Origin of the sequence: Haloarcula halophila (assembly GCF_029278565.1) — an archaeon.
Taxonomy (GTDB): domain Archaea; phylum Halobacteriota; class Halobacteria; order Halobacteriales; family Haloarculaceae; genus Haloarcula; species Haloarcula halophila.
This window is the reverse complement of sequence record NZ_CP119559.1, coordinates 128446-141737: the sequence shown is the minus strand read 5'-3', so window position 1 is coordinate 141737 and position 13292 is coordinate 128446. Positions and strand designations below refer to the sequence as shown.

At 64.8% G+C, this 13292-nt stretch carries 13 protein-coding genes and 1 tRNA gene; 6 read left to right on the top strand and 8 right to left on the bottom strand.

What is annotated here, in order from left to right:
• Positions 1–52 precede the first annotated feature (52 nt).
• Positions 53–1720 (top strand): rhomboid family intramembrane serine protease, encoded by a 1668-nt coding sequence (locus P0204_RS00740; protein WP_276220951.1) that lies wholly within the window; start codon positions 53–55, stop codon positions 1718–1720.
• Here P0204_RS00740 and P0204_RS00735 read toward each other — a convergent pair whose 3' ends face one another.
• The 5 genes from P0204_RS00735 to dph2 form a co-directional block, all read right to left on the bottom strand.
• Positions 1721–2347 carry an METTL5 family protein gene (locus tag P0204_RS00735; RefSeq protein WP_276220950.1) on the bottom strand — a complete coding sequence of 209 codons (627 nt, stop codon included), beginning with the start codon at positions 2345–2347 and terminating at the stop codon, positions 1721–1723.
• 52 nt (positions 2348–2399) lie between these two features.
• On the bottom strand, positions 2400–3470 hold the full coding sequence (locus P0204_RS00730; protein ID WP_276220949.1) for a hybrid sensor histidine kinase/response regulator: 1071 nt from the start codon (positions 3468–3470) through the stop codon (positions 2400–2402).
• Positions 3471–3472: 2 nt separating this feature from the next.
• Positions 3473–3919, bottom strand: a complete 447-nt coding sequence (locus P0204_RS00725) for a response regulator (protein WP_276220947.1) — start codon at positions 3917–3919, stop codon at positions 3473–3475.
• Complete coding sequence (locus P0204_RS00720) at positions 3912–5741, bottom strand: PAS domain S-box protein (protein WP_276220946.1); 1830 nt, start codon at positions 5739–5741, stop codon at positions 3912–3914. The genes P0204_RS00725 and P0204_RS00720 overlap by 8 nt, the downstream gene beginning before the upstream one ends.
• 62 nt (positions 5742–5803) lie before the next feature.
• Positions 5804–6850 (bottom strand): diphthamide biosynthesis enzyme Dph2, encoded by a 1047-nt coding sequence (dph2, locus tag P0204_RS00715; RefSeq protein WP_276220944.1) that lies wholly within the window; start codon positions 6848–6850, stop codon positions 5804–5806.
• A gap of 229 nt (positions 6851–7079) precedes the next feature.
• On the opposite strand from dph2, the gene P0204_RS00710 reads away from it, so the two are divergent.
• The 4 genes from P0204_RS00710 (at position 7080) to P0204_RS00695 (ending at position 9817) form a co-directional block, all read left to right on the top strand.
• Positions 7080–7481 carry a YlbF/YmcA family competence regulator gene (locus tag P0204_RS00710; RefSeq protein ID WP_276220942.1) on the top strand — a complete coding sequence of 134 codons (402 nt, stop codon included), beginning with the start codon at positions 7080–7082 and terminating at the stop codon, positions 7479–7481.
• A 127-nt stretch (positions 7482–7608) separates the two neighbouring features.
• Positions 7609–8811 (top strand): helix-turn-helix transcriptional regulator, encoded by a 1203-nt coding sequence (locus tag P0204_RS00705; RefSeq protein ID WP_276220941.1) that lies wholly within the window; start codon positions 7609–7611, stop codon positions 8809–8811.
• A gap of 67 nt (positions 8812–8878) precedes the next feature.
• A tRNA-Glu gene (locus P0204_RS00700) sits at positions 8879–8953 on the top strand.
• Between the two features lie 135 nt (positions 8954–9088).
• A complete protein-coding gene (locus tag P0204_RS00695) occupies positions 9089–9817 on the top strand; it encodes a hypothetical protein (RefSeq protein WP_276220939.1) in 729 nt (242 codons plus the stop codon).
• A gap of 2 nt (positions 9818–9819) precedes the next feature.
• Here the strand turns inward: P0204_RS00695 and P0204_RS00690 are convergent, their stop codons facing one another.
• From P0204_RS00690 to P0204_RS00680, 3 genes are all read right to left on the bottom strand, one after another.
• Complete coding sequence (locus tag P0204_RS00690; RefSeq protein ID WP_276220938.1) at positions 9820–11034, bottom strand: outer membrane protein assembly factor BamB family protein; 1215 nt, start codon at positions 11032–11034, stop codon at positions 9820–9822.
• Between the two features lie 291 nt (positions 11035–11325).
• Entirely contained in the window at positions 11326–11985 is a 660-nt protein-coding gene (locus tag P0204_RS00685) for an RAD55 family ATPase (RefSeq protein WP_276220937.1), read from the bottom strand.
• Between the two features lie 10 nt (positions 11986–11995).
• Positions 11996–12580, bottom strand: a complete 585-nt coding sequence (locus P0204_RS00680; RefSeq protein ID WP_276220936.1) for a response regulator transcription factor — start codon at positions 12578–12580, stop codon at positions 11996–11998.
• Between the two features lie 125 nt (positions 12581–12705).
• Between P0204_RS00680 and P0204_RS00675 the strand changes: the two genes are divergently transcribed.
• Positions 12706–13287, top strand: coding sequence for an MBL fold metallo-hydrolase (locus tag P0204_RS00675; protein WP_276220934.1), 582 nt, complete (start codon positions 12706–12708; stop codon positions 13285–13287).
• Positions 13288–13292: the final 5 nt, after the last annotated feature.

Sequence of the window (13292 nt, the reverse complement as noted above, 5' to 3'; positions counted from 1 at the left end):
CCCTGATTTCTGCCGTCACGCATAAGCCACTACCACCCACAGGTGAGGGTGAATGTTCCAGTCGTCGCCAGTCCCGACCGTCCCGGGGTGGCTCCCGCTCCGGGCGCTGGTCGTCGTAGTCGTGGTGGGGCTCTCCCTGGTGGCGGTCCGCCGGCTCTCGGGCGAGCGGCTCACGGACCCGCTTCGCAACAGGCTGTTACTGGGAGTTCCGTGGGGGACGCTGCTGACGATCGGCGGCGTCCTCCTGGTGTATTTCGTCCTCCAGGGTGCGTGGGACAACGCCCGCCCCCTGGTGACGCCGTTCCGGACGTGGTCGTACTTCTATCCGCTGGGCATCCTGACGGGACCGTTTACCCACGGCAGCCAGGGTCACGTCACCGGCAACGTCGTCGGAACGTTGGTCTACGGGACCGTCGTTGAGTACGTCTGGAGCCACTACCCCACGGAGCGCGGGACACAGACGTTCACGTCGCTGCGGACGAACCCCTACGCCCGCGTGTTGGCCGTCCCGGTCGCGTCGGTCGTCGTCGGCGTCTTCACCGGGCTGTTCTCGCTGGGGCCGGTCGTCGGCTTCTCCGGCGTCGTCTTCGCGATGGCCGGGTTCGCGCTGTTGGTCCGCCCCTATCTGTTTCTGGGTGCCCTGGTCGCGAACCGCGTCGTCGACCTGGTGCTGACCGCGCTCCGGTTCCCCGAACCGACCGTTCGGGGCCGGACTCGCTTTGTCACGCCCTGGTGGTCCGACGTTGCGATCCAGGGCCACGCCATCGGTATCCTCGCCGGCATCGTCCTCGCCGCCACGCTGTTGTGGCTTCGCGACCAGCGACCTGATCCCAAACGGGTCTTCGGCGTGACGCTGGTGTTCGCCGTCTTTCAGGGGCTCTGGGCGGTGTACATCCCGCTGGGGAACGCCCGCTTCACCCTGTTTCGCTGGCTCGGGACGGCGCTGGTCTTCCTTCTGGCGGCGGTCATCGCGGCCGCGACGGTCGACACGGACGACCACTTCATCCTGCTGCCGCGGTTCGAGGCGGGTTGGATCGGCTGGGCCGGTGTCGTCCTCCTGGTCGTGCTGGCGACGCTCAGTCTCGGTGCCGTCCCGGGCAATCTCACGACGATCGACTCCGGTGACGTCCCGGAGGACGGCATCGAGATCCGTGACTACGTCGTCGCCTACGAGGAGGACGTGCTGAACCAGTACGCGGCCAACATCCCGACGCCGATCGAGACCGAACAGACCCGGGTCAACGAGAGCGGGATCGTCGTCGCCAGTGCCGACCGCGAGATATGGATCGCCGAGGTACCGAAGGGACAACTGGCGACCGACGGCCGCGCGTCGGTCGCCGTCGGCGGCGTCGGCTGGCGCGAGACGGTGTTCGCCAACCGAACGACCTGGAACGTCGTCGGCAATCGGTCAGTGTACGTCGTCCAGTTGTGGCGCCGGGGCGAGGACCCACGGACGAGCTACCGATCGCCGCCGTCGACGGCCGATACGACGATCGCCGGCCGGAACGTGACGGTTCGGCCCGCTGGAGCGAGCTTCGAACTGGCGGTGACACGTGACAACGAGACGCTGGCGACGGGACCGATACCCGCCAACGCGTCAGCACGGGACATCGGCGGGATAACCTTCAGACACAACCGCAGTCGACTGTACGCGGAGGTCGACGACACCCGCGTTCGGATCGCCACGGTTCGGACACCCCCAGGCCAGCGCCGTGAGTAGTCACGCCCACTCGATCCGGTACACCTCGACCGTGATCTCGCTTCGGTCGGCCTCGTGGAACTCGAACTGTCGCGGCAGTTCGAACTCGGTCCGGAAGGCGTGTGTCACCGCGCCGCCGTTGTCCTCGGCGAAGGCCTCGACGAACGACTGGCTCCCCTCGTTGTGGATCGAATAGGAGACCGACGAGAGGGCCGCCGCGGTTTCGAGGAACGCGCGATCGGCGTGTTCGTTGTCGGCCTGGGCACCGAACGGCGGGTTCATCACCACGGTAGTCTCCTCGACAGGCGGACACAGCGGCGGGACGGTCGCGTCCGCCCGGACCCAGGACACCGAAGTCGTCGATCCGACCTTCCGCTCGTTGTCCCGCGCGATCGACAGCGGCCCGGCGTCGATGTCGAGACCGACGACCGTCTCCGGGCCGCGCAGGGCCGCCCCGAGCGCGAGCATCCCCGTCCCACAGCCCAGATCGACGACGGTCCGGCCGTCGAGATCACCCTGGAGGTCCGCCGTGTGGACGAGGTGGGCGGCGAGGTCCGGCGGCGTCCGATACTGTTCCAGACTGGCGCTGGGGTCGTCGAACCCCGCCACGACGGCGAGTTGCTGGGCGAGGGCGCTCTTCGTCGGCATCACGCGTACTACAGACGATCCATGTAAAAATCCTCTTGATGATGCTTAGCAGTTATTCGGCTCTGGGCAGGTCCACGACGAAGGCTGCGCCACCCGCGTCGCTCTCCTCGATCCAGATGTTCCCGCCGTAGCTTTCGATCATCGAATCGACGAAGTAGAGGCCGAATCCGGTCCCCGAAGAGCCGCTCCCTTTCTTGCCTCGCTCGAAGACGCGACGGCGCTGGTCGGGGGGGATACCGGACCCGTCGTCGGCGATCCGCACCCGCACGACGACGTCCTCGATCGTCGCCGTCACGTCGATGGTCACGTCCTCGCCGGCGTGTTCGACCGCGTTCGTGAACAGGTTCCCGAACACGTCTTCCAGCAGTTCGTCGGCCTCGACCTGGATACCCATCACGTGGTTGTCGACGGTACACTCGTCACTCATCGATCGCGCCCGATCCGCGGCCTCGTCGAGCACCTCGCCGAGGTCACGGCGCTCCATCTCGGTCATCCCGTCCTCCGAGAGCGTCTTCAGCACCGACCGAACCTTCTCCGTGAGGTCGATGATGTCGTCGCTCCAGTCGACGACTGTCTCGGCGTACTCCTGGTCGTCCCCGTCGAGCGTCTCCGTCAGCAACTCCGCGCGCGACCGGATGACGTTCATCCCGTTGAGCATGTCGTGCTGGAGAATGCTGTTGAAAAACTCCATCTGGTCGCGCCGACGACGGAGGGCGCGCTGCTGGCGACTCCGGACGACTGCGTATCGGAGTGCCCGGACGAGTCGATCCCCGTCGAGCTCGGATTTCGGGAGGTAATCCTGTGCGCCGCGCTCGATGGCGTCCATCGACTTCCTGCGGTCCTGCATCCCGGTCAGAACGATAATGGGCAGGTCAGAGACCATCTCAGTCGCCCGGTCGAGCGTCTCCAACCCGGTCGATTCGGGGAGTCCCAAATCCAACAACAACACGTCGTACCCTTCGGTTTCGACGTCCGCGACGGCACCGAGCGATTCGATGTGGGTAAGCTCGACGTCGTCGACGAAGTAGGTGGCGTCGGAACTATCGAAATGGTGTTCGACGAGTTTCGCGTCGCCTGGGTTGTCCTCGACGAGCAGCACGGAGAGGTGTGTCGTCCCGGCCATGGTCACTTCGGCGGCTGCTTGACGACCCGAAGCCAGAACTCCTCGATGCTCCCGACGATGTCGACGAAGCCCGAGAAGTCGACCGGCTTCGTCAGGTACGCGTTGGCGTGGAGGTCGTACGATTCGACGATGTCCTCCTCGGCCCCGGAACTGGTCAGGACGACGACCGGGATGCGGCGCAGGTCCTCGTCGGACTTCATCTCGCCGAGCACTTCCTGTCCGTCCATCCGGGGCATGTTCAGATCCAGCAAGAGCAGGTCGGGGCGGGGTGCCGACTCGTACTCCCCTTCCTGTCTGAGGTAGTGCATCGCTTCGACCCCGTCGTTGACGACGTGGAGGTTGTTCAGTACCTTCCCCTTCTCCAGTGCCTTCTCGGTCAGTCTGACGTCGCCGGGGTTGTCCTCGGCGAGCAGGATCTCGACCGGTCGGCCGTCCTCGTTCTCACTCATCCGTCGCCACCTCCGTTGCAGCCGGGATCGTGAATCTGAACGTCGCACCCGTTTCGGACGGCTCGGCCCAGATCCGGCCGTCGTGTCGCTGGACGATCCGCTGGCAGACGGCGAGTCCGATTCCGGTACCGTCCGTGTCGTGTGCCCCGCCGCGCTTGAATATCTCGAAGATATCCTCCACCTTGTCGTCGGGAATGCCCGGTCCGTTGTCGGTGATACGGAACTCGACCACCCCATCGGCTTCCGTCGCGTCGATCTCGATGCGGGGGTCGACACCCGCCTCGTCGGTGTAGTCGAGTGCGTTCTCCAGCAGGTTCTGGAACACCTGACCGAGCTGGTTGGGGTCTGCTCTGACCGCCGAGAACGATCCCGTCGAGACGGTCGCATCGACCTCGTCGATCCGCATCCGGAGGGAGTCCAGTGTCTCGGAGACGACAGCGTCCGACTCCGTGCGCTCGAATTCCCCTGCCTGTGTCTCGACGCGGGAGTACCGCAGCAACGCGTCGACCATCTCCTGCATGCGGTTCGCGCCGTCGACGGCGAAGGCCATGTACTCCGCTGCCTCCCCGTCGAGTTCGTCGCCGTACTCGCTTTCGAGCAGGTCCACGTAGCTCGACACCATCCGGAGCGGCTCCTGCAGGTCGTGGGAGGCGATGTAGGCGAACTGCTGGAGCGCCTCGTTCGACCGCTCCAGTTCGGTCTGTTTGGCTTTGAGCTTCGTTTCCCGCTCGACACGGTCCAGCGCGGCGGCCGCCGTGCTCGCGAGGATCTCCAGCAGGAACCGCTCGTCGCTGTCGAACGGCTCCTGCTTCGAGGAACCGATACACAGCATCCCGTGGTCGTCGAGTGGGAGACAGAGGAGCGTCTGCAACGGCGTCTCCGGTGACGACGGGCCGTCGACGTCGGCCAACTCGGTGGCTGGTCCGGTGGCACCGATCGGATAGAGGGTGTCGTCGCTCTCGTCGTAGGACCACATCGCCGCGAACGGCCGCTCGATGATCCGTTTCGCGATCCCGGTGACGGTCTCGGCGACGGCCCCCTCCGAGCGGCTGTACAGCAGTTCGTTCGTCGCATCGCTGAGCGCTTCGACACGCTCCTCGTGGCGCTTGAGGTCGGTAATATCCCGGGAAACGCCGACGATCTGTGAGAGCTCACTGTCGTCGAACAGCGGCCGATACCACGTCTCGAACACCAACTCGCCGACGTCCTGGGTGACGCGGACCTCCTCGCCGTCCAGGGCCGTCTCGACTGCCTCGATGACGTCAGGGTAGTCGGCGTACGCCTCGAACACCGAAACCCCTTCGAGTTCGCCGGGCTCTAGCCCCAAACTCGCCAACCCCTTGCCGGCGGAGTGGGTGAACACGCCGTCGGAGTCGATCGTGAACACGACGACAGGGAGGTTGTCGATGAGCGTCGTTAGCTGTTCGTTCCGTTCCAGACGGGCTCTGTTCCGCTCTTTCTGGTCAGTTATATCGTGGAAGAACGCGACGACGCGGCTCTCGTCGTCGATCTCCGCCCGCTCCAGGGTGACCTCGATCCACTGCTGTGCCCCGTCCGAGTTCCGGACCGCCCATTCGACCGTCTTCGAGCCGTCCGAGACTGCCTCTTGGATGAGTCTGTTCGCGTCTTCGGTCGTGTATCCGGGCGGGCTGAACGCGCCGACGTGGGTGCCGACGAGTTCCTCCCGGTCGAATCCGAGCAACTCGGCGGCCGCCGGGTTCGAGCGGACGACCGCCCCGGTCTCGGCGTCGTGAACGATGATCGGGTCCGGGGCCACCTCGAAGATGTCCCGGTAGAGAGGAGTGTCCCCTGTCGAAGCCATACAGAACCGGGGGCTGCTGGACACAAAGCAGTATCTCCCCAGTTCTCAACGGCGAGAACTGCTCACCAGGTGCCGTGGAAGGTGTCGAACTCCAGGGAGTCCAGGGGTTTCTCGCCGATCGCGATCCTGTACTCGCCGGGCGTGAGCATCGGCTTCTTGAACTGCGGGCCGTCGTCGGTCGTGATGCGTGGGCAACCGGTGTTGACGTAGGCGTCCATCCCGAAGTTGGTCAGGCGGTCGGGCGTCACCTCGTCCATCGTGATGAGGTAGGCGTCGTCGTTGTTCTCGACGATCTCCTGGGCCTGGTCCCACCGTCCCTGACCGATCTTCGTACAGAAGATGACGCCCCACCGCTCGGCGTCCATCGCCTTGTGGACCGAGGCGTAGCGCTGTTTCATGAACTGCTCCGTGTCCGCGACCGTCAGCGCGTTGTTGACCGGGTCCGCGATGACGACTTTCTTGTCGGGGTGTTCCATCGCCAGCCCGAGCGGGTGGAACTTCCCGCCGCCGACGTAGAGGATCTGGTCGGCGTCGACATCGGCCGAGGCGTAGTTACAGCCCAGCACCTGCCCCTCGTGGGTCAGGCGGTCGTCACCCTTGCGCGTCTGGACGTCGTAGCCGCGGTCCTCGAGCCACGAACGCATCTCGTCGAACTTGTTCATGTGCTGGGCGGTCGTGACGAGGCCGACCGCGTCTTCCTCCGCGGGCGGCGCCAACTCCTCGTCGTGGGCCTGTTCCATGATCGGGAAGACGTCGACGTTCGAGAAGAGGGGGACGTAGATGATCTTGTCCGACTCTTTCATCGGCGAGTGGCCGAAGTGGACGAAGACGTCCGTCCGGCGCATCATGTAGGTATCCAGGTCGCAGGCACCGTAACAGGGCTGGCCGGAGATCATCACCTGGACGTTGTCGGGGAGTTCCCGCCGGAGGTCGTCGGCGACGGCCGGGCCACGCCGTTTCAGTCCCTCGGGGAACTGCAGACCGACGGTCTCGGCGTCGCGTTCGTGGACGGCGTCGACGATTCGGTCGAGTTCGTAGTCCCACTCGCGGTCGTGTCTGAGTGAGAGACCGGTGTTTCGGAGGTCTCCCTCTGTCCGCTCTTGGCTCATTGGAACTGTGTACTGGCTCGTGGGGGATAACCTCAGTGTTTCTCTGCGGTCGCTCGCGGGGACGGCTGACACCCTTTCGGAGTGGATGCTACCAAGGCCCCGAGTGGGGTAGTCCTACCGACAGAAGACTGATCCAAGCGAGACAGACGCCGAGTGCGATGGCGCGTCGTCGCAGCACTCGTTTCACGTTCCGGCAGGCCTATACCGCCGCAGTCGTTACACGTCGGTGATGAGCATCGAGACCGATACCGCCGCTGATCCGACCGGTGACCGCGTCGAGGAACTCGCGACCGAGTTCGGCGACGCCATCACCGAGTTGCCCGTCTACCAGCGACTCGCCGAGGCCAAGGAAGCCGTCGAGAACGACGAGGAGGCCCAGGAGGCGATCCAGGAGTTCGAGCAGATCCGCGAGGAGTATATGCTCGCCCGCCAGACCGGCAAGGCCTCCCAGGAGGACCTGCGGAACCTCCAGCAGGCCCAGCAGGAACTCCACGACATGCCGGTGATGAGCGAGTATCTCCAGGCACAGAACGACCTCGAACTGCGCCTGCAGGAACTCAACGAGATGATCTCCGAGGAGTTGGTCGTCGACTTCGGAGAGAAAGCCGGTGGCTGCTGCGAGGACGACTAACCGTTCGTACGCTTCGGTACTCTCCAGTTCGATAGCCCACGAACACGGGGTCTCTGACAGGAGTTGACCGATTACCGATTGTGGAAGCAACAGTGTTTTTGTGGTGTCCACGGGTCGTTCTAGTGTGATGTCTGCCCGGGCCGTGGTGGTCGTGGTCGCTCTCCTGGCAGTCAGTGTACTGGCCGGTCTTCCGATCGTCTCGGGTGAGCAACAGCCCCAGCGGGTACAGACGCCCGAGGGGTTCGAGGAGACGACGTTTCGCGTGACGGTCTATGCCAACGGCTCCGCCCGCTGGACGATCGAACACCGGACGCCGCTGAGCAACGAATCCGAGCGACAGCAGTTCGAGGAGTTCGCTGGAACCTTCGAGTCGACAGAGACGGCTCTGTACGCCGACTTCGTCGAGCAGGCCGGCTTACTGACCCAGTTCGCCACCAACCGGACGGGGCGGTCGATGGCACCCAGCGACTTCCGGCGGTCCGCCTCGATCGATCCGGTGCGACGAACCGGTGCAGTCAGGATGTCGTTTCAGTGGGGGAACTTCACCCAACAGCGGGACGGCCGGACCGTCATGAGCGACGTGTTCGAGGGGGGATTCTACATCGGACCCGACCAGTCGTTCGTCGTCCAGCGCGGTCCGGAACTCGCCTTTACCGACGCTCGGCCGACGCCCGATTCGCGGAGCGACCCGAACTCACTGGCCCGGAGTGAGACTGTCACCTGGGAGGGCGAGCGGTCGTTCAACGATCAGCGGCCCTACGTCGAACTGGGTCCCAGATCCGTCGTCGACACCGAGACGCCGACTCGGGAACCGACGGCGACCGGGTCGGTGTCCGGATCGTCTGGGGGTGGTGACTCCGGCGGCCCCAGCGGAACAGAGGGGACGACGCCACAGCAAAGCGGGGGCGGGTCGAACTGGCTGTTTGTACTCGTCGCCGCCGCGGTTCTCGCGGTTGGAATCGCCGCAGTCTGGTGGTTCGGTGGCCGGGGAGCCACCGTGACGGACGGTGCCGACGGGAGCGGGACGACACCGACCGACGCGGAACCGACGGGGACCGATCAACCGGACCCACAGGAGCCAGCCGTCCCCGACGAGGAACTCCTGAGCGACAACGACCGCGTGCTCCGGCTCCTCAGGGAGAACGGCGGCCGGATGAAACAGGTCGACATCGTCGACGAGACGGACTGGTCGAAATCGAAGGTCAGTATGTTGCTCTCGGATATGGAGGCCGACGACGAGATCAGTAAGCTCCGCGTGGGTCGTGAGAACATCGTCAGCATCGCCGGCGAAGAGCCTGACGCCGCCGGTTCACCGTTCGAGGAAGAGTGAGAACCCCACACAGAGCACCTCCGAAGCGCAATGGTTAAACGTCCTTCCTCGCTACCGATTTGTGTACGCTCCGTTGGTGTAGTCCGGCCAATCATATCACCCTCTCACGGTGATGACTAGGGTTCAAATCCCTGACGGAGCATCTTCCTTTCCGACAAACAGTGATGATCCGAACAGCGCTAGTTGCGCGGTTCCCGCCGATCCCGCTGTAGCTGGCGGCCCCGCCGAATCGGACCGTGAGACAAACTGGTAAGTACCAGTCGACACACCACCCGGTATGGATCGGCGGGCGTTCTGTCTCACAGCAGTCGGTGTTTTGGGTGGTGTCGGTGGCTGCCTTCGGCAGACGGCGGTCGACGCTGACGAGAGCGCGCCGGGTCAGGCGACGACCACCGACGTTCCCCCATCGGATCGAACCACGACGACGCCGGAGGCAACCGGTGACCCCACGGAGACAGCCCGCAGTACGACAGCGTCACCGTCGACACAGCCGGAAGAGCTCCCGACGAACGTCGAGACGCCGCCGCTATCGGTCCCGTTCACCGCGTCCTTTACCGACGGACTCGGCGAGTGGGTCGTCGACACCCGCTACCGGACGGGGGACACGAAAGAGCCCGGCGCTGGCGAGTTCCCACAGTATCAACTGGTCGAGGGTGAGGGTGGCTACTCGGATGAACACGGCGGGAGCGTCCGTCTCCGCGTCGATGGTGGACCAAGCGCCGTCGGTCTCGGCCGGACTGTCGACGGCCTGACTGCCGGGACGCGTGTTCGGGCAGCCTGGGAATCGCCGGACTTCCAGCCCGACCGCGGTCAGGTCCGACTCGTCCTCTTCCCGCCTGGCCGTGGCAACGCGAACCAGAACCAGATCGCGACCAGCAAGTCCCCTGGCGAGCCGATGACGGCGACGCTTTCGCGTGAGTATCCGCCGGGGACCGAACTGCGGTTCGTCCTGGGGGTCTGGCCCGGGAAACACACGGCGTTCGTCACGGAGATCAGTACCGAGTGAAGTCACCGCCAGACCGCGACGACCGCACCCGCCCGGTCACCACAGACCACCGTCTCCGGACCGACTGTAAGTCCGGTCGGCTCCTGAAGCGGTGTCTCGAAGGTTGCCCGCTCGTCGCCGGTCGCGGGATCGAAGACGTGGATGGTCCCCCCGTCGTAGCGGGTGGCGTACACCGCCCCGTCGACGATCGCCAGGCGGTTGAACCAATTCCGCTCGGTGTACGTCCAGAGGGTCTCCCCGGTCTTCGGGTCTAGCGCTCTGAGCGACCGATCGGGGAGGTACAACCGCCCGTGTGCGAACTGCGGGTCCGGCGCGCCCGCCGCGCCGCTGACGCCATCGATCGTCCGCTGCCAGACGACACTCCCGTCGGCTGGATCGACCGCCGCAACCGTCCCGTTTTCCCCGGTCACGTAGAGGAGCCCCTCGAACGGGACGACACTAGAGGAGAGTGTGCCGTCGAACGTCCGCTCCCACTGTAGATCGCCGGTTTCGGCGTCGAGCGCGTACATCGGTGCGGGCTCTTCACCGTCGTGTGCGCCGGCCGAAACGAAGAGCGTCCCGCCCACGAGTGCGGGACGGCCCCGCACGGACCCGTCGGTCGTGAACGACCACAGCAACTCGTCGGCAGCAACCTCGAAGGCCCGGAGTGTACGGGCACCCGTCGAGGACCCGAGATACGCGACGCCGTCCCGGACCAGCGGTTTGTACTTTGCGCCGCTTGCGGTCCCCCAGGAGAGTCGACCGTCTCCACGTCCGACGGCTTCTGTCGCGAACGAACCGGCCACGAACAGGCGATCGCCCGCGACAGCGTGGCGCAGGTTCTCGGAGTCCATCCTCGTCTCGTACGTCCAGCGCTCGGCCCCGGTATCGGTATCCAGTGCCAGGACTCGATCGTCCGTCGTACTCACGTACACCGTTCTGTCGGCGACGACAGGTCGTTCGGCGACGGCGGTCCCGATCTCGGACCGCCAGCGGATGTTCCCCGGCGCCTGTGGTTCGAGGGTCCTCCGAGCCGAGGGCGACGACTCGCTGGTGGCTGTGTCCGTCTGTCGGGTCGTGTTGCCGGAAGTCGAACCGGCCGTCACGCGCTCGGTCGGGGGGTCGGCCGTCCCCTCGTCGGGGTCCTGCAACTGGAGACAGCCGGTTGTCAGTCCCACCCCGAGTGTCGCCAGCACGGCCCGCCGCCCCATCGATCGATTGGTCCCGTCGCCGCGCATGCCTGCACGCTGTTCGCGGGGATAGTTAGATGCTTGCACTCTCTACCCGCAGTCGGCTTCCGCAGTCCGCAACACCTCCCCTGACGAGTCCGCTTCGGCGACTGCGACGCAAGCCGTTCGTCGACGGTATCAGACACTGGACAGTCGTCGCTGTGGGCGGTTCCGGCGGGCTCGCCGCGGGCGTCGTGCCAGTGACCGTCGGCCTCCGGTCACGGCAGTCACCGACGGCGCAGATGCTCGGGATCGTTGGAAGCGGTGTCGGCGATCGTCCCGCGAAAACGACTGTCAGACTCAGATATCTTGCCAGGGCGTCGGTTCGCCGGCGAGTCCGAGGACCCGCCCTTCGCGGCCGCCCCCCTCCGCGTCACGGATCTCGATGAGTCCGTCGAAGGCCTGCTTGATGACCTGAAGGGTCTGCTCGTCGTGCGCGCCCGAATCGATGGTGAACACGCCGATATACCCCGCGGAGTCGAGTCGCGAGGACAGGACGTGACAGAACTTGAAGACGGTCTTCTTGTCGGTGTAGGTCAGCATCGTCGACAGCGAGACCAGCGCCAGGCGGCCCTGTTCGCGACCGGAGTTGTGCAGCCCTTCGAGGGCTTTCGTGATGCCGATCCCGATGCCGGTGAGGTCCCCGGGCGAGGACACCTGGTGGACGTAGGCACCGTCGACCGAACCGTTGTCACTGCCGCCCTCGCCGCGGCAGTCGACGACGCCGAGCTGTGACTCTTCGACTTCGGGGACGAGTTCACGGAAGTCGCTGACGATCGTCGCCGCCCCGTCGCTCGTCGAGACGACCACGGCACCGTCACCGTTCCGTGCGCCATCAGCCAGAATATCGTATGCCAGACGTTCTTTGCCACTCATCGCAGGTCCGGAGAGGAGGATATTGGACCCCGGTCGGACATCGCGAAGCGCGTCGAAATCGAGAACGGATGAGAGATCGTACATTGTCAATAGCTTAGTTCTCGTCACCCTGGTCTAGTCCACGGAGTGTCGCGATGAAATCGTCGTCGTCTTCGATACCACCCAGCGCACCGGAGAGATCCTCTTTCATCGCTGCGATCTCGTCGGTCAGTTCCACGTAGTCGTCGCTCTCGGCGAGTTCGGCGCTCGATTTCGTCGCTTCGAGCGTCGCCTGTTTCTCGACCAGCGAGTAGTACTCCTGGAGCAGCGAGTCGTACTCGGACCGTTCAAGCAGGTTTTCGACCGTCTCGTGGAGCTGTGCGCTTCGGATCGGTTTCGAGAGATACGCGTCGAACCCCATCTCCAGAATATCGAAGTCGGGTTCGACGGCCGTTACCATGGCGACACGACAGCTGAGGTCACCCTCGCGGATCTGTTCGAGGACTTCGTCACCGGAGAGCCCCGGCATCATCCGGTCTAACAGGACCACGTCGACAGACTCGTTCAGCATTTCGAGCCCTTCGTCGCCGTTCTGTGCCATGCGGACCTCGTACTCCTCCTGGAGCCACAGCTTATAAGTCTCCGCGACATCCGGTTCGTCTTCGACGATAAGTACCACAGGGGGGTCCGAATCTGACATTTCGTTTCTACTGGTGTCGTTAAAGTATCCACCTACAAAGCCCTGTGGGTCACCGTCGAACGGGCGACAGGACAGGAGCGGCGAGTAACGACAACGACATTCCGTCCCCCCGCTAACAGCCGGGTATGAGTCAGATCCGGAACCTCGCGACCGGAGCCCAGGCGTTTACGAGCAACGTGTTTCTCGTCGTCGGCGACCGGACAGTTCTGGTCGACGTCGGCAACGAGTTCGACGTGGTCTCGGCGGTCGAAGACCACACTGACGGGCTCGACGCCGTCGTCCTTACCCACACCCACTACGACCACGTCGGGAACCTCGGCGACGTGACGGCGGCCTTCGACGTCGACGTCTGGGGATACGACACGGACCAGGACGGCGTCGATCACGCCATCGCCGACGGCGAGACAGTCACACTCGGTGACGATAGCTACCGCGCGATGCACACGCCGGGCCACAAGAACGACCACCTCTGTCTGTACTCCGAGGACGCGAGCGTTCTCTTCGCGGGCGATCTCGTGTTCGCCAACGGGAGCTTCGGCCGGACAGACCTCGAAGAAGGGGACCGTGATCTGCTGGTCGAGAGTATCGATCGCGTGCTCGATGCCGTCGACGAGGGGTTAGGTGTGATGCACACCGGCCACGGTCCGAGTGTCACCGACAGGGCGTACGAGAATATCGAACTGGCCGTGCAAGCTGCGCGCTTTTGAGTCGC

Coding starts and splice junctions, on each gene's coding strand:
- P0204_RS00690 (WP_276220938.1), bottom strand. CDS start 11,034: ATGCGCGGCGACGGGACCAATCGATCGATGGGGCGGCGGGCCGTGCTG.
- dph2 (WP_276220944.1), bottom strand. CDS start 6,850: ATGAGCCAAGAGCGGACAGAGGGAGACCTCCGAAACACCGGTCTCTCA.
- P0204_RS00725 (WP_276220947.1), bottom strand. CDS start 3,919: ATGAGTGAGAACGAGGACGGCCGACCGGTCGAGATCCTGCTCGCCGAG.
- P0204_RS00740 (WP_276220951.1), top strand. CDS start 53: ATGTTCCAGTCGTCGCCAGTCCCGACCGTCCCGGGGTGGCTCCCGCTC.
- P0204_RS00720 (WP_276220946.1), bottom strand. CDS start 5,741: ATGGCTTCGACAGGGGACACTCCTCTCTACCGGGACATCTTCGAGGTG.
- P0204_RS00705 (WP_276220941.1), top strand. CDS start 7,609: ATGTCTGCCCGGGCCGTGGTGGTCGTGGTCGCTCTCCTGGCAGTCAGT.
- P0204_RS00735 (WP_276220950.1), bottom strand. CDS start 2,347: ATGCCGACGAAGAGCGCCCTCGCCCAGCAACTCGCCGTCGTGGCGGGG.
- P0204_RS00730 (WP_276220949.1), bottom strand. CDS start 3,470: ATGGCCGGGACGACACACCTCTCCGTGCTGCTCGTCGAGGACAACCCA.
- P0204_RS00685 (WP_276220937.1), bottom strand. CDS start 11,985: ATGTACGATCTCTCATCCGTTCTCGATTTCGACGCGCTTCGCGATGTC.
- P0204_RS00680 (WP_276220936.1), bottom strand. CDS start 12,580: ATGTCAGATTCGGACCCCCCTGTGGTACTTATCGTCGAAGACGAACCG.
- P0204_RS00695 (WP_276220939.1), top strand. CDS start 9,089: ATGGATCGGCGGGCGTTCTGTCTCACAGCAGTCGGTGTTTTGGGTGGT.
- P0204_RS00675 (WP_276220934.1), top strand. CDS start 12,706: ATGAGTCAGATCCGGAACCTCGCGACCGGAGCCCAGGCGTTTACGAGC.
- P0204_RS00710 (WP_276220942.1), top strand. CDS start 7,080: ATGAGCATCGAGACCGATACCGCCGCTGATCCGACCGGTGACCGCGTC.